This is a genomic window from Virgibacillus pantothenticus (assembly GCF_018075365.1).
In the GTDB taxonomy this organism is placed as follows: domain Bacteria; phylum Bacillota; class Bacilli; order Bacillales; family Amphibacillaceae; genus Virgibacillus; species Virgibacillus pantothenticus.
Genome location: NZ_CP073011.1, coordinates 730901 through 754809 on the forward strand (window position 1 = coordinate 730901; position 23909 = coordinate 754809).

General features: G+C 38.1%; 13 protein-coding genes, 14 tRNA genes, 3 rRNA genes and 1 pseudogene. 30 read left to right on the forward strand and 1 reads right to left on the reverse strand.

Annotated elements, in window-relative coordinates:
* Positions 1-7: 7 nt before the first annotated feature.
* The 27 genes and pseudogenes from KBP50_RS03575 to KBP50_RS03705 all read left to right on the forward strand — a co-directional run bounded on the left by KBP50_RS03575 (position 8) and on the right by KBP50_RS03705 (position 16870).
* Positions 8-877, forward strand: a complete 870-nt coding sequence (locus KBP50_RS03575; protein ID WP_050350023.1) for a nucleotidyltransferase-like protein — start codon at positions 8-10, stop codon at positions 875-877.
* 935 nt (positions 878-1812) lie between these two features.
* A 16S ribosomal RNA gene (locus KBP50_RS03580) occupies positions 1813-3377 on the forward strand.
* A gap of 418 nt (positions 3378-3795) precedes the next feature.
* Positions 3796-6713, forward strand: a 23S ribosomal RNA gene (locus tag KBP50_RS03585).
* A 155-nt stretch (positions 6714-6868) separates the two neighbouring features.
* Positions 6869-6984: ribosomal RNA gene (rrf, locus tag KBP50_RS03590) — 5S ribosomal RNA — on the forward strand.
* The 16S, 23S and 5S rRNA genes sit together here with 14 tRNA genes alongside, the layout of an rRNA operon.
* A gap of 23 nt (positions 6985-7007) precedes the next feature.
* Positions 7008-7082, forward strand: a tRNA-Asn gene (locus KBP50_RS03595).
* 2 nt (positions 7083-7084) lie between these two features.
* Positions 7085-7176, forward strand: a tRNA-Ser gene (locus KBP50_RS03600).
* 21 nt (positions 7177-7197) lie between these two features.
* Positions 7198-7272 (forward strand) — tRNA-Glu (locus tag KBP50_RS03605).
* A 5-nt stretch (positions 7273-7277) separates the two neighbouring features.
* A tRNA-Val gene (locus tag KBP50_RS03610) sits at positions 7278-7353 on the forward strand.
* A gap of 82 nt (positions 7354-7435) precedes the next feature.
* Positions 7436-7512: transfer RNA gene (locus KBP50_RS03615), tRNA-Met, on the forward strand.
* Positions 7513-7536: 24 nt separating this feature from the next.
* Positions 7537-7613, forward strand: a tRNA-Asp gene (locus KBP50_RS03620).
* A gap of 37 nt (positions 7614-7650) precedes the next feature.
* Positions 7651-7726: transfer RNA gene (locus KBP50_RS03625), tRNA-Phe, on the forward strand.
* A gap of 18 nt (positions 7727-7744) precedes the next feature.
* A tRNA-Tyr gene (locus tag KBP50_RS03630) sits at positions 7745-7829 on the forward strand.
* Positions 7830-7841: 12 nt separating this feature from the next.
* Positions 7842-7915, forward strand: a tRNA-Trp gene (locus KBP50_RS03635).
* A gap of 10 nt (positions 7916-7925) precedes the next feature.
* Positions 7926-7998, forward strand: a tRNA-His gene (locus KBP50_RS03640).
* A 12-nt stretch (positions 7999-8010) separates the two neighbouring features.
* Positions 8011-8085 (forward strand) — tRNA-Gln (locus KBP50_RS03645).
* A gap of 4 nt (positions 8086-8089) precedes the next feature.
* Positions 8090-8164, forward strand: a tRNA-Gly gene (locus KBP50_RS03650).
* Positions 8165-8178: 14 nt separating this feature from the next.
* A tRNA-Cys gene (locus KBP50_RS03655) sits at positions 8179-8252 on the forward strand.
* 1 nt (position 8253) lies between these two features.
* Positions 8254-8341: transfer RNA gene (locus tag KBP50_RS03660), tRNA-Leu, on the forward strand.
* A gap of 241 nt (positions 8342-8582) precedes the next feature.
* Positions 8583-9773, forward strand: coding sequence for an ISL3 family transposase (locus KBP50_RS03665; RefSeq protein WP_050349589.1), 1191 nt, complete (start codon positions 8583-8585; stop codon positions 9771-9773).
* A gap of 444 nt (positions 9774-10217) precedes the next feature.
* Entirely contained in the window at positions 10218-11510 is a 1293-nt protein-coding gene (locus KBP50_RS03670; RefSeq protein ID WP_050350046.1) for an adenylate/guanylate cyclase domain-containing protein, read from the forward strand.
* Between the two features lie 4 nt (positions 11511-11514).
* Positions 11515-11991 (forward strand): Pycsar system effector family protein, encoded by a 477-nt coding sequence (locus KBP50_RS03675; RefSeq protein WP_050350047.1) that lies wholly within the window; start codon positions 11515-11517, stop codon positions 11989-11991.
* A 269-nt stretch (positions 11992-12260) separates the two neighbouring features.
* Positions 12261-12626 (forward strand): hypothetical protein, encoded by a 366-nt coding sequence (locus KBP50_RS03680; RefSeq protein ID WP_050350048.1) that lies wholly within the window; start codon positions 12261-12263, stop codon positions 12624-12626.
* Positions 12627-12741: 115 nt separating this feature from the next.
* Positions 12742-13113: a hypothetical protein gene (locus KBP50_RS03685; protein WP_050350049.1), complete on the forward strand. Its 372-nt coding sequence runs from the start codon at positions 12742-12744 to the stop codon at positions 13111-13113.
* Positions 13114-13369: 256 nt separating this feature from the next.
* Positions 13370-15295, forward strand: a complete 1926-nt coding sequence (locus tag KBP50_RS03690) for an ATP-dependent nuclease (protein WP_050350050.1) — start codon at positions 13370-13372, stop codon at positions 15293-15295.
* Positions 15276-15671 (forward strand): UvrD-helicase domain-containing protein, encoded by a 396-nt coding sequence (locus KBP50_RS03695; protein ID WP_050350051.1) that lies wholly within the window; start codon positions 15276-15278, stop codon positions 15669-15671. Before KBP50_RS03690 ends, KBP50_RS03695 begins: the two co-directional genes overlap by 20 nt.
* Positions 15672-15691: 20 nt before the next feature.
* Positions 15692-15808 (forward strand): annotated as a pseudogene (locus tag KBP50_RS22730) (UvrD-helicase domain-containing protein); the annotation flags it as partial.
* 45 nt (positions 15809-15853) lie between these two features.
* Positions 15854-16870, forward strand: a complete 1017-nt coding sequence (locus KBP50_RS03705; RefSeq protein ID WP_210967618.1) for a 3'-5' exonuclease — start codon at positions 15854-15856, stop codon at positions 16868-16870.
* 101 nt (positions 16871-16971) lie between these two features.
* Here the strand turns inward: KBP50_RS03705 and KBP50_RS03710 are convergent, their stop codons facing one another.
* Positions 16972-17721 carry a helix-turn-helix domain-containing protein gene (locus KBP50_RS03710; protein ID WP_050350053.1) on the reverse strand — a complete coding sequence of 250 codons (750 nt, stop codon included), beginning with the start codon at positions 17719-17721 and terminating at the stop codon, positions 16972-16974.
* Between the two features lie 321 nt (positions 17722-18042).
* Here KBP50_RS03710 and KBP50_RS03715 point away from each other — a divergent pair, with 321 nt between their 5' ends.
* From KBP50_RS03715 to KBP50_RS03725, 3 genes are read left to right on the forward strand one after another with little or no spacing between them, the layout of a single operon-like run.
* The gene (locus KBP50_RS03715; RefSeq protein ID WP_050350054.1) at positions 18043-19587 is read left to right on the forward strand and encodes a type I restriction-modification system subunit M; all 1545 of its coding nucleotides are present in this window, start codon (positions 18043-18045) and stop codon (positions 19585-19587) included.
* Positions 19584-20855 (forward strand): restriction endonuclease subunit S, encoded by a 1272-nt coding sequence (locus KBP50_RS03720; RefSeq protein WP_050350055.1) that lies wholly within the window; start codon positions 19584-19586, stop codon positions 20853-20855. The genes KBP50_RS03715 and KBP50_RS03720 overlap by 4 nt, the downstream gene beginning before the upstream one ends.
* Complete coding sequence (locus KBP50_RS03725; RefSeq protein ID WP_050350056.1) at positions 20830-23904, forward strand: type I restriction endonuclease subunit R; 3075 nt, start codon at positions 20830-20832, stop codon at positions 23902-23904. The genes KBP50_RS03720 and KBP50_RS03725 overlap by 26 nt, the downstream gene beginning before the upstream one ends.
* Positions 23905-23909: the final 5 nt, after the last annotated feature.

The following is a 23909-nucleotide window of genomic DNA, read 5'->3' on the forward strand; positions in this document are numbered from 1 at the left end:
AATAATAATGGAGCGTTTCCTACGATCAATTTATCAACATCATGCCAGTGACTCAAATGTATTAGGCATATTAACAGTAGAAAAAACGAAACCAGACAGTCCGATTACGGATAATTTCGATGTAATTCTTCTTATTATTGTTCAGGAAGCTGAAAAAGTGTGGAATGTGAAACATTACGAATTTGCAAACAAGGCGTGTGCTCTTCATATAGTGGCGGAAGAACTGTTAATGGAGTGGATTGATACTAGCGGTTATCGAAATGCAGTGGAATGGATTATATATGGAAGAGTAGTCTTTGATCGAAATGAATTTATTCAGGAATTAAAAAATACGTTACAAGATTTTCCTGATTCTAAGCGAGATTTACGTAAAATAATAGAGTTTGGAAAGCTAATAAAAAGCTATAACGAGGCGAAAGAGTTGTTAGTAGCTGGAGAGTATATGGATTCAAACAGCAAGATTTTATATTCGCTTCATTATTTGGCAAGATTGGCTGTTATTGAAAAAGGATATTATCCTGAAGTGACTGTTTGGAACCAAGTAAAACAAATAGATATCGAAGTTTATAAACTATATGAAGAATTTATCGAGAATAAAGAAGAACAGAAAAAGAGAGTACAATTAATGCTACTAGCAATGGATTATGTTATTAATGGGAGAGCAGAGATGGCCGTGAAACATTTATTGGATATTATGAAGTCTGAGGGCGGATCTTGGTATTACGGTGAACTGCAAGCATTACCGAAACTACAAGCCTATTCTTTAGATTTGTCTGCAATAATGACTTATTTAGTTGAGAAAGGGATGATTATGATTGATACAGAGCCAACAAAAGGAGAAGGCGTATATCATAGAAAATATACTGTAGGTAAATAGTGTAACGATTGTTGGTGATTTTCATATAGTATAGAGGCAATTATTTTATGGCTTATATGCGTGTTTGCTTCTGTCTTGTTTGCTGGAGAGTCTTATTGCTGAACAAATTAAAGAAGATATACTACTCAGGGCTCTGAAAAGTGTTGTCCTATGCTAAGAAACCATTTGTCAAAGGGTATGAAGAAGGTGTTTCGTTTTACAAAAAAATAAGGACGCATTGTTGGTATGGCATTTCTGGAGCAAGATTATAGTAAAAAAAGTCTTTATGAAGGTAATGGAATGGAGAGTGTATGTTTAATAGTACAATTAAGTAAGGTGACATGAGGAAAATAATCATACTTCGTTTAACGAATAGCAGATATTTCCCTTCTTCTTTTTAATGTACAGGAGTTGCAAGTGTAAGATAAAGCAAGGCTTTATTCCTGATCCGTTGAATGATATGTTATAGAGGCTTTTTATATGAAATGTATCATTTAGAAAAAAATATTATAAATTAGGATTGACTTTAGAATGAAGCCATGATAGAGTGATAAGCGTCGCAAAAATTCCAGTGAATTTAACGACAAGCATTTTTTTAAAAAAGATATTGACTTAACTATAAGTGATATGTTATATTAAGGAAGTCGCCAATTTGAAGCGGAAAAACATCTTGAAAAAAGTTGTTGACAAAGTAGTTTCATAATGGTATAATAAAGAAGTTGTGTCGTAAAAAAGGCGCTAACAAATTTGCTCTTTGAAAACTGAACAAAACAACCAGTATGTCAAGAAAAGCAATCTCTGTTTTTCTTTTAAAAAATCGACCGAGAGCAATCTCGGAAGAAGCTAAGAATGATGAAGAATGGTGTTCATCATCACAAACTTTTATGGTAAATGAGTAACACGTTACTCATTTACACAAGTGCAACTTCGCTTTTGTAAATACCAAAAGTGAGTTTTCTTTGGAGAGTTTGATCTTGGCTCAGGACGAACGCTGGCGGCGTGCCTAATACATGCAAGTCGAGCGCGGGAAGCAAGCAGATCTCCTTCGGGGGTGACGCTTGTGGAACGAGCGGCGGACGGGTGAGTAACACGTGGGCAACCTACCTGTAAGACTGGGATAACTCCGGGAAACCGGGGCTAATACCGGATGATACATATCGTCGCATGACGAGATGTTGAAAGGCGGCATATGCTGTCACTTACAGATGGGCCCGCGGCGCATTAGCTAGTTGGTGAGATAAAAGCTCACCAAGGCGACGATGCGTAGCCGACCTGAGAGGGTGATCGGCCACACTGGGACTGAGACACGGCCCAGACTCCTACGGGAGGCAGCAGTAGGGAATCTTCCGCAATGGACGAAAGTCTGACGGAGCAACGCCGCGTGAGTGATGAAGGTTTTCGGATCGTAAAACTCTGTTGTTAGGGAAGAACAAGTGCCATTCGAATAGGTTGGCACCTTGACGGTACCTAACCAGAAAGCCCCGGCTAACTACGTGCCAGCAGCCGCGGTAATACGTAGGGGGCAAGCGTTGTCCGGAATTATTGGGCGTAAAGCGCGCGCAGGCGGTCCTTTAAGTCTGATGTGAAAGCCCACGGCTTAACCGTGGAGGGCCATTGGAAACTGGGGGACTTGAGTACAGAAGAGGAGAGTGGAATTCCACGTGTAGCGGTGAAATGCGTAGAGATGTGGAGGAACACCAGTGGCGAAGGCGACTCTCTGGTCTGTAACTGACGCTGAGGTGCGAAAGCGTGGGTAGCGAACAGGATTAGATACCCTGGTAGTCCACGCCGTAAACGATGAGTGCTAGGTGTTAGGGGGTTTCCGCCCCTTAGTGCTGAAGTTAACGCATTAAGCACTCCGCCTGGGGAGTACGGCCGCAAGGCTGAAACTCAAAAGAATTGACGGGGACCCGCACAAGCGGTGGAGCATGTGGTTTAATTCGAAGCAACGCGAAGAACCTTACCAGGTCTTGACATCCTCTGACGCCCCTAGAGATAGGGAGTTCCCTTCGGGGACAGAGTGACAGGTGGTGCATGGTTGTCGTCAGCTCGTGTCGTGAGATGTTGGGTTAAGTCCCGCAACGAGCGCAACCCTTGATCTTAGTTGCCAGCATTTAGTTGGGCACTCTAAGGTGACTGCCGGTGACAAACCGGAGGAAGGTGGGGATGACGTCAAATCATCATGCCCCTTATGACCTGGGCTACACACGTGCTACAATGGATGGAACAAAGGGCAGCGAAGCCGCGAGGCCAAGCAAATCCCATAAAACCATTCTCAGTTCGGATTGCAGGCTGCAACTCGCCTGCATGAAGCCGGAATCGCTAGTAATCGCGGATCAGCATGCCGCGGTGAATACGTTCCCGGGTCTTGTACACACCGCCCGTCACACCACGAGAGTTGGTAACACCCGAAGTCGGTGAGGTAACCTTTTGGAGCCAGCCGCCGAAGGTGGGACCAATGATTGGGGTGAAGTCGTAACAAGGTAGCCGTATCGGAAGGTGCGGCTGGATCACCTCCTTTCTAAGGAATAGATAGGAAGCTTTGGCGTTGTTTGAACGTTGAAGCTAGACTATGCGGAAGACATACTTGGTTGTTTGGTTCAGTTTTGAGAGAGTAAATTATACCTCTCAAGGATAAAAGGATTTTCTGTTAAAATCCGTCACGTCCTGTGACGAACACAGAAGTCACGACATCCTGTAGAAACTTTGTACCTTGAAAACTAAATAAGAGTAACAACGACATCAAACTAAAAGCGGAAGCGAATGTGTAGCGATGTACAGACTGGACTGACTCGAAGGAGATAAAGGAAACACGGTGAACGCAAGTGAATCGATGTTGACTTATCGTATGGAGAGGAAGGAAGTCATGCTATTGCTATGAGCTGAAGCTAGAAAACCAAAAGCTGAAAAGTAATATGCTTATTCATAAATAGAAAGTTAGTTAAGTGAATAAGGGCGCACGGTGGATGCCTTGGCACTAGGAGCCGAAGAAGGACGGGACTAACACCGATATGTCCCGGGGAGTCGTAAGTAGACGTCGATCCGGGAATTTCCGAATGGGGGAACCCACTGCTCGTAATGGAGTAGTACTTTTATCTGAATTCATAGGATAGAAGAGGCATACCCGGGGAACTGAAACATCTCAGTACCCGGAGGAAGAGAAAGCAAATGCGATTTCCCAAGTAGCGGCGAGCGAAACGGAAACAGCCCAAACCAGAAGGCTTGCCTTCTGGGGTTGTAGGACACTCCATAGGAGTTATCAAGAGATTCTTTAGATGAAGCGATCTGGAAAGGTTGGCCAAAGAAGGTAACAGCCCTGTAATCGAAAAGGAATCTCCTCCGGAGTGTATCCTGAGTACGGCGGAACACGAGGAATTCCGTCGGAATCCGGGAGGACCATCTCCCAAGGCTAAATACTCCCTAGTGACCGATAGTGAACCAGTACCGTGAGGGAAAGGTGAAAAGCACCCCGGGAGGGGAGTGAAAGAGAACCTGAAACCGTGTGCCTACAAGTAGTCGAAGCCCGTTAATGGGTGACGGCGTACCTTTTGTAGAATGGACCGGCGAGTTACGATCGTATGCAAGGTTAAGTGGAAGACACGGAGCCGCAGCGAAAGCGAGTCTGAATAGGGCGATATAGTATGCGGTCGTAGACCCGAAACCGTGTGATCTACCCATGTCCAGGGTGAAGGTCAGGTAACACTGACTGGAGGCCCGAACCCACGTATGTTGAAAAATGCGGGGATGAGGTGTGGGTAGGGGTGAAATGCCAATCGAACACGGAGATAGCTGGTTCTCTCCGAAATAGCTTTAGGGCTAGCCTCAAGGAAAGAGTACTGGAGGTAGAGCACTGATTGAACTAGGGGCCCTCATCGGGTTACCGAATTCAGTCAAACTCCGAATGCCAGCTACTTATCCTTGGGAGTCAGACTATGGGTGATAAGGTTCATAGTCGAAAGGGAAACAGCCCAGACCGCCAGCTAAGGTCCCAAAGTATACGTTAAGTGGAAAAGGATGTGGAGTTGCCCAGACAACCAGGATGTTGGCTTAGAAGCAGCCACCATTTAAAGAGTGCGTAATAGCTCACTGGTCGAGTGACTCTGCGCCGAAAATGTACCGGGGCTAAACGTATCACCGAAGCTGCGGATTGTTCTACGAACAATGGTAGGAGAGCGTTCAAAGTGCAGTGAAGTCAGATCGTGAGGACTGGTGGAGCGCTTTGAAGTGAGAATGCCGGTATGAGTAGCGAAAAAAGAGTGAGAATCTCTTTCACCGAATGCCTAAGGTTTCCTGAGGAAGGCTCGTCCTCTCAGGGTTAGTCGGGACCTAAGCCGAGGCCGAAAGGCGTAGGCGATGGACAACAGGTAGATATTCCTGTACCACCTCATGAACGTTTGAACGATGGGGGGACGCAGTAGGATAAGGAATGCGCACGGATGGATGTGTGCGCCCAAGCAGTGAGAAAGTCGGATAGGCAAATCCGTCCGATAATTTCAAGCTGTGACGGGGAGGGAAATAGAGTACCGAAGTTCCGGATTTCACACTGCCAAGAAAAGCCTCTAGTAAGTTCATAGGTGCCCGTACCGCAAACCGACACAGGTAGGCGAGGAGAGAATCCTAAGGTGAGCGGGAGAACTCTCGTTAAGGAACTCGGCAAAATGACCCCGTAACTTCGGGAGAAGGGGTGCTCCTTTAAGGAGGAGCCGCAGTGAATAGGCCCAAGCGACTGTTTAGCAAAAACACAGGTCTCTGCGAAGCCGAAAGGCGAAGTATAGGGGCTGACACCTGCCCGGTGCTGGAAGGTTAAGGGGAAACGTTAGTGCTTCGGCACGAAGCGTAGAACCGAAGCCCCAGTAAACGGCGGCCGTAACTATAACGGTCCTAAGGTAGCGAAATTCCTTGTCGGGTAAGTTCCGACCCGCACGAAAGGTGCAACGACTTGGGCACTGTCTCAACGAGAGACCCGGTGAAATTATACTATGCGTGAAGATGCGCATTACCCGCGACAGGACGGAAAGACCCCGTGGAGCTTTACTGTAGCCTGATATTGAATGTTGGTACAGCTTGTACAGGATAGGTGGGAGCCATCGAAGCGTGAGCGCTAGCTTACGTGGAGGCAACCGTGGGATACCACCCTGGCTGTACGAACCTTCTAACCCAGGGCCGTGATCCGGTCCGGAGACAGTGTCAGGCGGGCAGTTTGACTGGGGCGGTCGCCTCCCAAAAGGTAACGGAGGCGCCCAAAGGTTCCCTCAGAATGGTTGGAAATCATTCGCAGAGTGTAAAGGCAGAAGGGAGCTTGACTGCGAGACCTACAAGTCGAGCAGGGACGAAAGTCGGGCTTAGTGATCCGGTGGTTCCGCATGGAAGGGCCATCGCTCAACGGATAAAAGCTACCCCGGGGATAACAGGCTTATCTCCCCCAAGAGTTCACATCGACGGGGAGGTTTGGCACCTCGATGTCGGCTCATCGCATCCTGGGGCTGTAGTCGGTCCCAAGGGTTGGGCTGTTCGCCCATTAAAGCGGTACGCGAGCTGGGTTCAGAACGTCGTGAGACAGTTCGGTCCCTATCCGTCGTGGGCGCAGGAGGTTTGAGAGGAGCTGTCCTTAGTACGAGAGGACCGGGATGGACACACCGCTGGTGTACCAGTTGTTCCGCCAGGAGCATAGCTGGGTAGCTACGTGTGGCAGGGATAAGTGCTGAAAGCATCTAAGCATGAAGCCCCCCTCAAGATGAGACTTCCCATCACTAAAAGTGAGTAAGATCCCTCAGAGATGATGAGGTTGATAGGTCCGAGGTGGAAGCGTGGTGACACGTGTAGCTGACGGATACTAATCGATCGAGGACTTAACTAACCATTTTGGAAGATGAATCGTTGGATGATCTCTTATTTAGTTTTTGAGGTATAAATCAGGAATCGATTTTTTTCAACAAAAACCTTGATTTTTTCTCGAAAACGCTTATAATAAGATTTGTGCCTATTTTTTAGCACACAACGACAGAAACTTTGTCTGGTAGTAATGGCGGAGAGGTCACACCTGTTCCCATGCCGAACACAGAAGTTAAGCTCTCCAGCGCCGATGGTAGTTGGGGCTTTGCCCCTGCAAGAGTAGGACGCCGCCAGGCATTGTAATTCTAATTGGTATCATTCCACAGTAGCTCAGTGGTAGAGCAATCGGCTGTTAACCGATCGGTCGTAGGTTCGAATCCTACCTGTGGAGCCAATGGAGAGCTGTCCGAGTGGCCGAAGGAGCACGATTGGAAATCGTGTAGGCCGTTACCGCGGCCTCGAGGGTTCGAATCCCTCGCTCTCCGCCACTATCATATAAATTTCATATTGGCCCGTTGGTCAAGCGGTTAAGACACCGCCCTTTCACGGCGGTAACACGGGTTCGAATCCCGTACGGGTCACCATTTCAGGAGGATTAGCTCAGCTGGGAGAGCACTTGCCTTACAAGCAAGGGGTCGCAGGTTCGAGCCCTGCATCCTCCACCAGTACGAATAGTCTAAAACGCTTGAAACTTCATTTTGTATCTTATATACTGTCTTATAGGCGGTTTAGTGGATATAATTATATCGCGGGGTGGAGCAGTCTGGTAGCTCGTTGGGCTCATAACCCAAAGGTCGTAGGTTCAAATCCTGCCCCCGCAACCAATATTATTATAAGATAGATGTTTTGGTCCGGTAGTTCAGTTGGTTAGAATGCCTGCCTGTCACGCAGGAGGTCGCGGGTTCGAGTCCCGTCCGGACCGCCACTTTAAAATGTGTTTGACTTTTATACATAAAACAAATGGCTCGATAGCTCAGTCGGTAGAGCAAGGGACTGAAAATCCCTGTGTCGGCGGTTCGATTCCGTCTCGAGCCACCATTTTTGTTTCAACATAGTGGAGGGGTAGCGAAGTGGCTAAACGCGGCGGACTGTAAATCCGCTCCCTCAGGGTTCGGGAGTTCGAATCTCTCCCCCTCCACCATTTTTTGCATATAGGGGTATAGTTTAATGGTAAAACGAAGGTCTCCAAAACCTTTGATGTGGGTTCGATTCCTACTACCCCTGCCAACTAAATATGGCGGCCGTGGCGAAGTGGTTAACGCACCGGATTGTGGCTCCGGCATACGTGGGTTCGATCCCCACCGGTCGCCCTTTTTGTATATTGGGCCATAGCCAAGCGGTAAGGCATCGGGTTTTGATCCCGTGTACCCTAGGTTCGAATCCTAGTGGCCCAGCCATTAAGCGGAAGTAGTTCAGTGGTAGAACACCACCTTGCCAAGGTGGGGGTCGCGGGTTCGAATCCCGTCTTCCGCTCCAATTTTATATTTAATGGCGGTATAGCCAAGTGGTAAGGCAGAGGTCTGCAAAACCTTTATCACCGGTTCAAATCCGGTTACCGCCTCCATGCCGGTGTGGCGGAATTGGCAGACGCGCGGGACTCAAAATCCCGTTCCCTTTTTGGGAGTGTCGGTTCGACCCCGACCACCGGTACCAACTTTATACACACAAATTACTAAATACTATTATCGTAAGAGATAAGACAGGTGAATAACCTGTCTTTTTTGCATTATATAAGGATTAAATTCCTTTAGTAACAAGTATTTAAGGCTCTATACTAAATGTGGTGGTACTCCTTATTGTGCCAATGCACAGAAAGATGCAAAAAAATACACTCACTCCCCTCTCTTTTGATAACCTTGAGTTGCAGACACAAAAGGTAAAGGAGAGGGAAAGAGTGCAATATCATCTTATCATAGATTTATTGGGGATAAAAGATAAACAAGTAGAAGTATGGGATATAAAAGAAGAACCCGCGACATGGTTGGTAGAGCTTTATACGAAAGTTAAAAAGCAAACATGTCCATCCTGTAAAGCGAAAACAAAGCGAGTGCACAGCTACCGAAAACAGTTGATTCAAGGGTCAAATCTATCCCATACATCCGTGAAAATTTCTCTGCGAAAAAGAAGATATCTATGTACCCATTGCCACCATACCTTTTATGAACATTTACAAATGGTGGATCGGTATCAAAGGTGCACCAATTCATTACAAATGAGCGCACGAACTTACTCGGCAATCGGTTCATTTACGGATGCAGCCCGTTTATCTGGTATGACAACGAATCGATTAATCCGTTTGTTTGATCGTCATCCCCTGCAAACAAAGAAGGTTCTACCACGTGCTATAGCTATTGATGAGTTTAAAGGAGATGCAGGAGGAGAGAGGTTTCAAACAGTCATTGCAGATGTGGAGAACAAAGAAATCATCGATATTTTACCGGACAGAAAAGTAGATACCATAAAAGAGTATTTACAATCCCGTGATACGAGTAAAGTCCAAATCGTCGTTATGGATTTGTCAAAATCCTTTAAACAAGCTGTACAAAAAGCATTAGGCAATCCATTGATTATTGCCGATCGATTTCACTATATGAGGCAAGTATATTGGGCACTGGATGAAGTACGCCGAGAAGTTCAGAGGGATTTGGATAAAAAGCCACGTATCCAGATGAAACGTAGTAAAAAACTGTTATGGAAATCGGTATATAAACTGGATGAAGAAGAGTCAGAAAAGGTACAAAAGCTTCTTGATATTGATCCCAGATTACAAAAAGCCTATGCACTTAAGAATAAGTTAGATCAATGGTTTAAGGAAAGCGATAAGGATACAGCTAAAGCTGGATTAGAAGCATGTATGCAGACATTAAAAGAATCAGGTATGGATTCATTTCAACGTGTTTATCATACGTTTCAGCGATGGAAGACAGAAATCCTCCAATCATTTATGTATCCTTTTAACAATGGATATATAGAAGGGATAAACAACAAGATAAAGGTGTTAAAACGTAAGTCCTATGGCATTAAAAATTTTTCAAGATTAAAGAATAAAATACTATGGCAACAAGAGGTTAACAAATTAATTTAACACTAACTAAAAAGAGATGGTGGAGAGTAATTTCCACCACCACATTTGACAAAGAACCGTATTTAAATGGCTCTAGAATCACTTTTGAATATGATTTAGAGTTTTGACATGGGAATCTTTATTAACCGCTTAAAGTGCGTAATATTCCTCTTTTAAGTTTTCAATTTACATTTACTATTGTAAAACCACTAATTTGCTTTTTATTTTACATAAGGTGAATCCTATCACAAATAGTGGTAAAGCAGAGAGAAGAGATTTGGTATTAATAAATGGCTATAGCAGATCTAGAATAAACAAAACGTAAAAAAGTAACCTAAAATAGCCCGTATAACTCCTTTTACGGATAACATTTATACAAAGGTTACTGTTTCTAGTACTTTATATAACATTAGAAATAAATGGTATAATTATAATATTGCAGATATTTATAAGGGGGAATTATATATGAGCCAATTAAATGATATCTTTGATAGATTATTTGCATCTAAGATTCCAACAGAAGTAATTCTTGAATCTCAACAGTTTTCTGTATTTGAAAACTTAGCAAAAAGTCATGATATTGAACAAGTAAGACCGCCTATTGAGGAGTTGAGAAGTCTGTTTGGAAAGGAAAATAGTATTTTTTCCCGTTCTATTGGTACCCATCCAGATTTTTTAGATACATCGATACTACCACATCACCAATATGTTTGCTCCTTGTTTTTGGATATCTCTGGTTCAACAAAATTAGGATTAAAATTTCCACTATCTAAGGTAAGGCTATACAAGAATGCCATATTATCTACAGCAATTGAATTATTTCAAGCATTTGATGGTCATATACACCGTTTGCAAGGAGATGCTGTTTTTGCCTATTTTGGACATAAGGAAATGAAAAAAAGTGATGCAATTATAAATGCTTTAAATGCAGCATCATTGATGCAATCATATAATAAGCATACATTGAGCAAATTTTTCGAGGAAAATAAATTACCACCTCTAAGGATTAGAATTGGGATTGATATTGGTGATGACAGCGAGGTTTTGTGGTCAGAATATGGAATTGGTAATGTTACAGAAGTAACTTCTACAAGTATTCATACAGATCTAGCAGCAAAATTACAAAGTCAATCGCCAAGAAATAGGATTATGATCGGTGAAAATGTATATAATTACCTTGATTTATCTGATAAATTCTTTGATGTAAAAACTCATACTGAGAATGGTGATACAGTAGAAGATAAATACGTGTTAAAAGATACAAATTTATATGCGTATTATCAAATGAGGGTTTTTAATTGGGAAAAGTATCTTGACTCATTTTCATCACTACCAAAATCAAAGAGCGAGGGACGAATCTATAGTTCTCCAACTGATTTTGAGTTAATCTGTAGTGTAAAAAAGGAAGAAGATGAGCCTTTTAAAAAATACTGCCAAAATAGTTACTCTTTGGAAAAAGGAATGCACCTAAGATTTGAATTACTTAATTATGCTTCAATGCCAATTGGAAATATTAAATGGAAAGTAATTAATTATGGAACTGAAGCAGAACAGTCCGAAAGTGGTCTTGAATATTTTATGGAGCAATCTGAAGGTGAATATGTTTGTGAACAATCAACAGCATATACTGGCCTGCATTTTATGGAATGTTATATATATAATCATGGTGGTAACTTAATTGCGAAAGATAAGTTTGGTATATTCATAAATGATGAAATAAGAGATTTTAGAAGACTCGGTGTACCGGAAAGTGGGTGAAAGAATGGAAAAAGTAGACTTTGCTAAGCATCATAACTCATACCTAAATGATTATATTAAATTTGCAGATGCAAAAGCACTTGCAATTATTACAATCAATGGATTAATTATTAGAATACTCTTTAACTATCTGACTAACAACTTGGTTGAGACAAAATACTTTTTTACTTTGATATCATGTATATTGTTACTGATCGCAATATTTTTTGCGGTATTGGTTGTATACCCAAGAACTTCAGCAAAGAATTCAAAAGGGCTAATATTTTGGGAAAATGTTAGTTCTATGGATAAAGAGCAATATCTGACAGAAGTAATGCAAATTAAGGAAGAAGACTTGTTAGAAAAAGTGATTGAACAGAACTACTTTTTATCTAAAACTGCAACGATGAAATATAAAGTTCTTAGAAAAGGGTTTTGGTTTTCCGGAATCGGATATATTGGCTTAATAATAGCAGGACTATTTTGGGTATTTGGTGGATAAAGCCAATACCCTTTTTAGTGTAAAAAATATGTGTTAATAAAAGCATCCCCATATCATTCGACTAATTTTCTGCTGTGATTAGTACCTAGATTTATTACCCTAAAATTAAGGCTAAATAGCCTTTCTAATCAACGATAGACATATAGGTAATATAACCACATTAACCATTTCTTTTTCTATATTTCTGCCCCTGAAAATCAAGGAATTAACTTCATTATCTTGAAGAGTCGTCATGTATAAATTTTCATAAGATAATGGAGGAGATACACTTGCAGCAAACAAATCACTCAAGAAAACCAATGGAAAATGAAATTATTGAATTCCATTACGAAGATTACCAATTTATTATTACACGCTTTAAAAGAATTAATTGGAAGCAATACGAGGGGTTCGCTCAATATCAGTACTTTTTATTTGTGTTTGATAAAAGGCAAGCAAAAATTAATCAAGAAAATTCTTTAATTGAAGTTTTTAATACAGAAATTAGAGATATTGCTTTTGCAACCTTTGAAGATCTTACTCAAAATATAGATGCTGTCCTGAGCGAGTATATTCTAGTTGATGATGCGATTTTCGAGTGTTTTAAACAAGTTGAAAAATTGAATCCTATTTATTTGGACAAAGACGAGGAGTGAAACCCTTGTCTCTTTATATGCCTTAACATTCGAATATGTTGATAAAAATTTAGTTATTAAAATGCAGTAATCATCGCTTCTATGTAGAAGTAAACGGTAAATGGAGGTGGAAATATTGATTAAATTAAGTGTAGAAGAATTAATCGAAATTAATGATTTTTATAATGGTGCAACTAGGGTAACGATAACCCATGCAACAGGTAATACTGTTCTATTAGAACTTTATGATGGTCGTGATATAGAAGAATTCATTCTTAGTAAGAGGAATTTGATAATGGTTCTTAGAAACTTCTATGTTGAGGATATCTGTGACATTGTCCATTCAGGAGTTTATGGTTTTATTGATGTAAAAGTAGATAAGTTAAATGAACATTATCCTGTTCAAATCTCTGTTGAGGATGGACACAAGTATTACTGCAATTTGGAAGAACTTTATTACATAAACGGCATAGTTGTTTACCAAAAAGAAATGTTAAGTAAAAAATAGGAAAAGAAATAATGCAGATAGAAATAATAAACTAAAGACAGATTAGGATAGTTTCACGGGTTTAATACAAAGTTAACTTATTCCCGAATCATTTTACAGACTGATCACGATTTCAAACAGTAGGGAAACCTACTGTTTTTTTATGAGGAATCTGTGATGAATTAGGGAATTTAAATGAAATGGAGGATTTTGTCATTTCTTGTAGAATTCCTACATAGATAATATAAATTAATTTTTATTAAGGAGTTTAGTAGTCGTGTATATTTCAAAGTTAAGTGTAAAGAATTATAGAAATTTCGGTGATGGGAAATTCTCTATACCGCTGAAACCATTTACTGCAATTATTGGCGAAAATAATATCGGAAAATCCAATCTTATTGATTGCATTGGTTTGGTCTTAAGTCAAGATATTACAATGTTTAAGAAAAGGTTTTTAGATGTGGATGACATTAATTCTAAAACAAAAGAAACTTTTAAAAAGTCTATTGTAAATCTTATAGATGAAGAAATCATTGACGAATCAAAAATAAAATATCCTGATGTAAGGGTAGAATTAATTTTTGATGAACTAGATGAGGAACAACTTGCAGTCGTAGGTGATTGGTTCTATGAAAAGACCTTTACTAAGGCTAAACTTACTTACTGGTTTAAACCAAGGACTGGTTTTAAAAGACAAGAATGGGTTGAGAGACAAGTAGCGAATTTGAGGGAACTGTTAACCGAGGGTAAGATAAAAAAGGAAGAATTATATAATCATGTTGAATTTCCTATTGATCAATACGAATATGTAATTTTTGGCGGAAATAACCCAACAAATAAATGTGATCCATACTTCTTAAAAATGCTGAAATTAGAAGTCCTTGACGCTTTACGTGATGCTAAAAAGGAACTAGTCGCAAATGGAGAATACAAATTATTATATCGTATTTTAAATAGAAATTATGAAAATGATTTTATTGAGATTCAATCACTACTTGGCGACCTTAATCAGAAATTAAGGGAAAATAAAAAATTAGATACAATTAAAAGAGAACTAACTGCATATTTAGATAGAGTTTCTTTATCTAATCCAACAGAGTTAAACAGTATTGACTTTAACTTTTCTTCTCCAGAGGTAAATGAAATATTAAAGAAATTGAGTATTGTGTACGGTGAGAATCCTGTTTCAATTGAAAGAAATGGATTAGGTAAAAATAATTTATTATTTATTTCTCTAGTGCTCTCACATTTAGCCTCTCAAACGGATGAAAAAACCAAATTGGCATTTAGAGTAATTGGTATTGAAGAACCAGAAGCACATTTACATCCACATTTACAAACACATCTGGCGAAAAATTTAAGTAAAGTTATTAATCTTGAGAACAAAGAGGTTGAAAAGGACGAAGAAAAAGAGAAAGAAAAGAAGGATACCCAGATTATCATAACGTCTCATTCAACTAACATAACTACCTCTATTGATCTAAATAACCTTGTTATCCTTTATAGGGATAAGGAACAAATAAAATATCATTATATCCTTGACGGCTTTTCAAATAAAAAAGAAGGACAAGACCATATAAAATATTTGAAAAAATATTTAGATGCAACTAATTCATCAATGTTTTATGCAAGAAGACTTATACTTGTTGAGGGCACATCCGAACAAATATTAGTTCCACTGTTTTTTGAATTACATGCTAAAAAAACATTAGAGAGTATTGGTTCCAATATAATCAACGTTAATGGAGTTGCTTTTAAGCATTTTCTGGAAATAATTAAAAATGGATATTTTATTAAGTGTGGTGTATTAACTGATAGAGATGCAGGAAAGAAAACTGAAAAAAGGGCTGAAAAACTTAAAGAGCACTATAAGGCTAATAAGGACGTAATTGCTGTCGAAATCAACGATGATACCTTTGAGAAGGAACTAATTAAGTATAACCTGAAGGGCAAGGGAAGAGAGTTGTTATTAAGGGTATTTAAACAACTCCATCCAATTAAGTATAAAGAAGTAGAATCAAATTGGGAGAATCAGATTAATATCAACACTTACTTCGAAAATATTGAAAATGATAAATCTGATTTTGCATTTGCTTTACATGAGGAATTGTTAAAAGATAGTACAGGCTTCAAAATTCCTGATTATATAGTTTCTATCTTCAAATTTATAATGGGGGAAGAAAATGAAGAGAAAACTAAGTAATTCGTTGATTATTGCTGCTGCTGGATCAGGTAAAACCACAGAGTTAATAAAGCAAATAATTCAAAAGGCAAACATACTACCTAATGATAAGTATTTGGTAGTTATAACCTATACGAATTCTGCCACAAATGAGATTTTAGAAAGATTGCAAAAAAAAGTATCAGTTCAACCTAATATTTTCGTAGGAACAATACATAGTTTCCTTATCAAGTTTCTAATAAAACCCTATGGGAAGGTTTTAGGACTAGTACCAAATGAATTGATTATTACAGATTATGAAATTAAGGTTAACAAATCGTCGAAGAATAAGTTTGTTGAAAAAAATATGATAGTTAGTACCTTTCTGAGAAAGGAGTCCTTACCTACGATTATATAGTTACTCTTTCGAAAAAAATATTGGGGAATGAGGAAGTCAAAAATCGTTTTTGCAACCGCATAAGATATCTATTTGTAGACGAATTTCAGGATTCAACAAGTACCCAGTTTGAAATTTTTGATACATTAAGGAAGGGGAAAAATTCTGAAGTAATACTGGTTGGTGATCCAGAACAACGCATAATGAATTTTAGGAACAAGCCCAGAAAAAGGAAGGGCTCTACAGAAGTTAAGAAAGTTCCTTTGCACCCAATAGATGCCCTACAAAAAAAGAAAGTTTATTCTATTAGTAAATTGAATTATAATTACAGATCTAGTGAAACAATTGTGAATTTTATCAACCATTTTCATTGTAGTATACAACAAGAATGGTCAAATAAAGAAATTACTTCAAAGAATCCAATTATGTTCATTCAATCAAATAAATTAAAGTCAATTATATCTGATTTTAACAATTTATGTGTAAACCACAATTATTGTAAAGAGGTACCTAGAACAAGATTTTTTTTAGCACATGAAAACAAAGTTTACAAAAGTTATAGAAAGGTTGATTTCAACCAAAAATCGAAAGAAAATTTACCGTTGTTCACATGCATTTATGAGTATTTATCAGCCTTTTACAACATAAAAATAAATCAATTACCCATAGTATTAGAATTAGATGAAATTGAACTTAGAAAGAAATGTCTATTATTGTTATATGAGATAAATTACAATATAGACTTTGATTTGGAGGATTTTGTAGATTTCGTAGAGACTACATTTAATCGTAAGAGGGAAGAGGCAGGCGAGGAAGTTAAGTTCAATATAAAAGAAAGAACAAAAAGATTCGTAGACGAACTCTCAAATAGAATGACTGCCAATGATGAGGGGATGGCTAAAGAATCAAATGAATACCAAGACTCTTTTCTTACGATCCATAAATCCAAAGGTCTGCAGGCCGATGCAGTACTAGTTGTAGCAAAAAATGAAAAGGAACTTTTAATGTGGCTAGAGGATGATAAAGAAAATAGGCTTCTCGACCAGCAAGATAAATGTAGATTAGGTTATGTAGCATTTAGTAGACCGAAAGAGTTTCTTTGCATCGCATGTCTTACCCCTCTTAGCAAAGAGACAATAGAAATACTTAACAAATTTAATGTAAATCTTTATTCACCTATAGAGGAACAAGAACAACTTTCTCTTCAGAATATGAATTAAGAAAAATGGGAGATAGTTTAAGGAGCACATTCCTCTAGTAAAGTAATGTGCTCTTTCTAACATTTGCTGTATGATCATCTTATAAAACGTAACCATAAACACTAATAAGTACTTTCTTCTAGCCTTTTCAGTGCCTTCTCGTATGCAGCATCTCTCTCTCTTTCTTCCCAATCAAGTCTTTGTAAAATTCTTTGCCAATATATATTTCCTTCGTCTGAATAAGATTTCGCAGTTTCTCTCCATAAATATGCTTCTGCCTCTTCAAGGACAATATAATGCCTACTATGAATTTTAAAATGAGGCATGCCATCATCCTTAATTAAACTATAAATCGTATTAGGGCTTGTTCGAAAGTGGTTTGCCGCTTCTTTTATAGTTAAAACAGTTCTCCCGTAGTATCTTTCCTTGTCTTTTTTTGTAATGGTCTTAATCTCATTGGAAAAACTGGCTAATTCTTCTCTTATTATCTTCCGAAGTATTTCATCAATCATTATCGGTTCCTCCTTTTTTTTATGAAAGTTAGCAATTTCCGATTGAACAGTTTTTACATCCCAATTATTTTCAGGATCAGTCCAGCCTAACTTTATATAGTCGGAAATTGTTTCCTTAATTTCATTCTCATCCAGAATTATTCGTGATTTAACTTTTCTATGCGGCATTGCTCTGGAAAGAGTTAGTTGACGGATTACAGAAGTGCCGATACCAGTCATGGAGGAAACCTCCTTGATGGTTAAGTAATTTTTGGTTAAATTCTGCTTATGCTCGTGTAAGGTTCTAACTAATAAAGAAAGTTCATCATTAATGATTGTCTCTAAAAGGTGTTCAAAAGAAACATTTGCTTTAGAGTCCATGCATCTACTCCCCTTCGTATAATAATCACAATATTAGCAGGGTTTCCTTGTCATCAAGTTATACTAGAATCAGCCTCGAAATTAGGAGTTAAATCCGCCCTAAAATCAATTTTGTGCATACTGGATATTAGTACTTGTAGTACTTGATTCTTCTCTTATATTGCTGTTTTGAAAGCCCCTTTACAACTAGTGTAACAGGATTATTAACATTATGTGTTAGATGATAACACGGCTATTAAAACTGTTATATTATGCGACAAAGTTTATGATAAAATAGGAATAAAGTTGGAAATTGTATTTTAGTTCGGGAGGAAAAATATTATGGCTGTAAAAGCAGATATAGATTTTCAGAAAGACTTATTTGATGCTGCAACTAGGATGCGAGGAAGTATCACTCCATCAGACTATAAACATTATGTATTACCATTGATATTTCTAAGGTATGTATCATTACGTTTTGATAAGCGAAGAGAGCAAGTTGAAGTAATGGTTAATGATCCAGAGAGTATTTGGTATTCAGATGACCAAGAAGTAAGAGAAAGTATTCTAAATGACCCAGACCAATACAAATCAGAAAATGTATTTATGGTTCCAGAAGAAGCAAGATGGTCTTATCTAGTAGAAAAGGCTAATGACAGTAACATTAAAGGTATTTTAGATAATGCTATGAAATTGATTGAGCAAGAAAACCCTGAATTGGAAGGGATTTTGCCACGTATTTTTCAAGGTTCTAACTTACCAGCAGAAAATGTAGCAGGTCTGATTGAAATATTCTCAAGAGATGTATTTAGTGCACGTCATGAAGATAGTGTCGACGTATTAGGCCGTACATATGAGTATTTCATTGGAAACTTTGCCTCTAGTGAGGGAAACAGAGGTGGAGAGTTCTTCACACCTTCATCAATTGTAAAACTTCTTGTTGCTATGATGGAACCAATTGAGGGAACAGTGTTTGATCCCGCTTGTGGTTCTGGAGGAATGTTTATCCAATCAGAAGCATATTCAGACAGAGGAAATGCATTGTCATTTTACGGCCAAGAAAATGTAGAAACAACTTTACGATTAGGAAAAATGAATGTTCTACTTCATGGAATAAACGCAGAGATTCGACTTGGTGATTCTTTATTAAATGATCAGTATCCAGACTTAAGGGCTGATTATGTAATTGCTAATCCACCTTTTAACGTTGATACGTGGGGAGCAGAGAGAATTTCAAAGGATGACCCTCGTTTAATTGGTCCAGTTACTAATGCCAATGCTAACTATATGTGGATGCAACATTTTCTTTATCACTTAAAAGAAGGCGGAACAGCAGGGTATGTAATGGCTAATGGTGCTATGACGACAAACACAATAGGTGAAAAAGAAGTTCGTCAAAAATTAGTTGATGATCATCATATCGATTGTATCGTTCAACTACCTGAAAAACTATTTTTCACAACGGGAATCCCATGCTGTTTATTTTTCTTAAGTAAAAATAGAAATGGATCCAATGGCTATAGAGAAAGGTTAGATGAAATCCTTTTTATAGATGCCCGGAAAATGGGATCACTTGTTAGTAGGAGCCAAAAGGCACTTTCTGAAAAGGAAATAGAAAAAATTGCGAGTACTTACCATAACTATCGCAATAATAATACTGATTCAATAGAGGAAGCGGGCTTTTCAAAGGTAGTAAATATTCAAAAGGTAAAAGATAATGACTATAAACTTACTCCCGGAATATATGTTGGGACAAAAAAGTTAGATGAAGACAATACAGTTTTTGAAGAAAAGATGGAGGAACTTATTTCTGACCTCCGTGATCAATTTTCGGAGAGTAGTCGACTTCAAGAAAAGATACTGAAAGACTTGGAGGGAATAGTTTGAATTCGTTAGAGAAAATAAATTCCCTTGGTTGGACAATAAAAAAATTAGAAGAAACAAATATAGAAATTATTGATGGTGACAGAGGGAAGAATTATCCTAAGAAAAGCGAGTTTAAGTCAAACGGTTATTGTCCTTTTCTTAATAATAAAAATTTGCTTGGGGATAAAATATCACTAGAAGAAGCCGAATTTATAACAAGAGAAAGGGACTCATTACTCAGAAAAGGTAGAATTCAATTTGATGATATTATTATAACTACTCGTGGTTCTGTAGGTAATGTGGGACTCTTTCATAGAGGTTTAGGATATGATTTCGCTAGAATTAATTCAGGTATGGTTATTCTTAGAAATTTTGATGATGATATCATAACTGAATACCTCTACTACCTTTTAAAAAGCCCTATATTAAAAACACAATATCTATCTATGACTTCTGGAAGTGCACAGCCACAATTACCGATTAGGGATTTAAAAAAAGTTAAACTGGTACTCCCACCTAGAAGTATTCAAGAAAAAATTGTAACAATAATCTCATCTCTAGAGAGAAAAATAGATTTAAATAACAAAATAAATATAACTTTAGAAAAAATGGCGTTCCAACTATTTAAAAATTGGTTTAAAACTGAGAGAACATTAAAGTCTAAATTAAGTGATTTAATTACTTTAAATCCTAGAATTTCTTTGAAAAAGGGTACTAATGTAAGTTTTGTGGATATGAAAGCATTACCTACTAATTCATGTAGTGTTCAGTATGAAGATGTCCAATATAAGGAATTCTCATCTGGGACAAAATTTGAAAATGGAGATGTTTTGTTTGCGAGAATTACTCCCTGTCTCCAAAATGGTAAAACTGCTATAGTAGACTTCCTTAAAGAAGGAGAAATAGGTGGAGGGTCTACAGAATTTTTAGTGCTTAGGCCTTTAGAATCTTCATGTACTCAATATATATATTGTCTTACTAGAGATGAAGATTTTAGAAGGCATGCAGAACAGAGCATGGTGGGCACTTCTGGAAGGCAAAGAGTCCAAAATCAGTCAATCTTGGACTATGAAGTAAAATTACCTGAACCAGAAGTAATGAATAAGTTTAATCAACTTACAGTGAAATGGTTTGAATTAATTAAGACAAATAATATAGCAAATTATTATTTGAGGGAAACTCGAGATTTCCTTCTTCCTAGACTTATTTTGGGGGAAATTGACTTTTTAGAAGCAACAGAAAAAGTAAAGGAGGTTATTTTAAATGAGAAACCGGAGCCGTCTTTATGAATCCGATTTTGAGGAAACAACAATAGAGAGGCTAAAAAATTTAGGATATGAATATATTCCCGCCTATGAGTGGGGTTCACGTCCGTCATTAGCAGATGTTGTAATGGAGAAAAGGTTGGAAAAGTATCTTTTTGATACTTATCCTACCTTTCCAAAAGAACATATGCCTGCTTTGATATCTCAAATTACTAATGTTGACGGAGTTACAGTTGAACAACGGAATGAACGATTTCATGAAGTGTTAACAAAAGGGATAGATTTTAAAATTGAGCAAGAGAATGATGAAGATCAGTTCTATCATATCTCCCCTATCAATTGGGAAAAGCCTTTAGAAAATGATTTTGTGGTAATGAATCAATTGGCTATCGAAGGTAGAATGTCTCGACGCCCAGATATCATTGTTTATATTAATGGATTACCGCTTATACTTTTTGAATTAAAAAGCCCTTATATTGAAAATACCACAGTTCAGGACGCCTACACTCAAGTTAGAAATTACACCTACGATATAGCCCAACTATTTAATTATAATGCGTTTTCTGTTATTTCAGACGGTACAACAACATTACACGGAATGCCTTTTGCACCAATCGAGTTTTTTGCTGCTTGGAAATCTATTGATGGTGTAAGGATAGACAACAATATCGCTAATAAAATAAAAACCCTTATAGAAGGTTTATTTCAAAAAGATCGCCTACTAAACTATATTCGTAATTTTATCGTCTTTATGGACAATGGTAAAACAAAAGTAAAGATTGGAGCAAAGTATCATCAGTTCTTTGGTGTTAACTTTGCTGTACAAGAATCTCTTCGAGCAACAAGACCAGATGGAGATAGAAAAATTGGAGTTATTTGGCATACGCAGGGATCAGGTAAATCAATATCAATGTTATTCTTTGCCGGTATCTTAATTCGCCATAGTGATCTGAAAAATCCAACTGTCGTGATTCAAGTGGATCGAGCCGATCTAGATAATCAATTACATGACACTTTTGTTGAGGGGAAATCTCTTGTAGGTCATGTGAAACAGGCTGACTCTGCTAGCGATTTAAGAGAACTTCTAAAAAATGAATCTGGTCAAATAATATTTACCACTATCGAAAAATTTCGTTTGAAAGAGTCCGAAGGTGTTCATCCAGTTCTTTCTGAACGGGAGAATATTATCGTGATAGCAGATGAAGCCCATAGAACTCAATATAATGATGCGGGATATGCAGGCCATATAAAAACGGCTTTACCAAATGCCAGCCATATCGGTTTTACAGGTACCCCAGTTGATTTCGCAGGAAGAAGTACGAATGAAGTATTCGGTCATACGATCCATACCTATGATATGCTTCAGGCAGTTGAGGATAATGCCACTGTTCCAATTTATTATGAGTCACGCTTAATAAGACTAGGAATTACTAATGACGATATAGATAGTCAAATTGAAGAGTTAGGAACTGGAGAAGGTAATGACGAACTTGAGAAACATCGTAGGGCATGGGCTGCTCTCGCGAAGTTGGCTGGAACTAAGGAACGTGTTGAGGAATTAGCCAAAACAATTGTTGATCATTTCGGTGAAAAACAAACAGTAACACCTGAAGCAAAAGGCATGATTGTATGTATGAGTCGTGAAAACTGTGTTGCTCTTTATAATGAAATGCGTAATCTACCAAATTGTCCACCAGTTGAAATTATTATGACTGGTGATGTATCAAAGGACCCAGAAGAGTGGCGACAAAAACAAGAGGGTAGTGATTACTCCCATATAAAATCCAAAGAGGAGCAAGAGGCTGTAAAAGCGAAATTACGAGACCCAAAGGACCCGCTCAAACTGGTTATCGTCCGTGATATGTGGCTCACTGGTTTTGATGCAAAGCCTTTAACTTATCTTTACGTGGATAAGCCGATGAAGGGGCACAATCTTATGCAAGCAATTGCACGTGTAAACCGTGTTTTTCCCGGTAAACAAGGTGGAACGATAGTAGACTTTATTGGAATTGCAACTCAACTGAAAGAAGCGACTAAGAAGTATACAGACAGTGGTGGTAAAGGAGATTTAACTTTTGACATAGAGCAAGCAGAAGGTTTGTTTTGGGGATTTTTACAAGATGTAAGAGGATTAATTCCCCAAGATCTATACCCCAATAATCTGTCTTTAAATGAGTGGAGAGCATTGCCAAAAGTAGAACGGGAAGATTTTATTGCAGAGGTGGTTAATCACTTTTTAGGTGGTGAAGAAAAAGTATTTTTAGAAGCACAGGTAAAACTTGCTAAATCCCATAAACTTGTTTCTCACCTCTCCTCTGTTACTGCAGTTTCAGGAGAAGTCTTATTATATGATATTGTTAAGACACAACTGCGCAAAATATCTCAACCAATTGGAGGAGATGGCCAGAACGATAATAATTATGAAAAGAAACTAGGACAAATAGTAAATGAAAGTGTAAGTTCATATGGTGCTTTGGATTTATTTGAAATTGCAGGAATCGAAAAGCCAAATATATCAGTACTAGATGATGCCTTTTTGGCAGGGTTAGTTGAAAAACCCCATATAGATTTACGATTGAAATTGTTGAGGCAACTTTTGGAGGATGAAATTAAGGTTAAGTTTAAGAAGAAAAATCCAAAAAGTAAACAGATGAGTGAAATGTTAAAGAAAACGATTGAAGAGTATCACAACAGAGTAATATCAGCAGCAGATGTCATCCGTTTTATGGTAGAAATGAGAAATAACTTGGACGAAGAGACAAAGAGAAGAATGGATTTAGGGCTTACTGAAGAGGAAGTAGCGTTTTATGAAATTATCGCAAATATGGAAAACGCTACATTCGACAATCAGTTTATGGCAGATTTAGTCCATCAAGTTGTAAAAAATATGAAAAAGGAATTCCAAGTTGATTGGACCAATCCACACCGCCAAGATATCTTATCAAAAGTTAATCTCGCAGTAAAGGCTACATTAATGAAAAATAAAATAAAGCCTGAACAATTAAAGTTTTTGACCAATGCTTTTGTTGAGGAAGCAAAGGAACAATTTAAAGATTGGCCAATTGATGCATAGGTAGG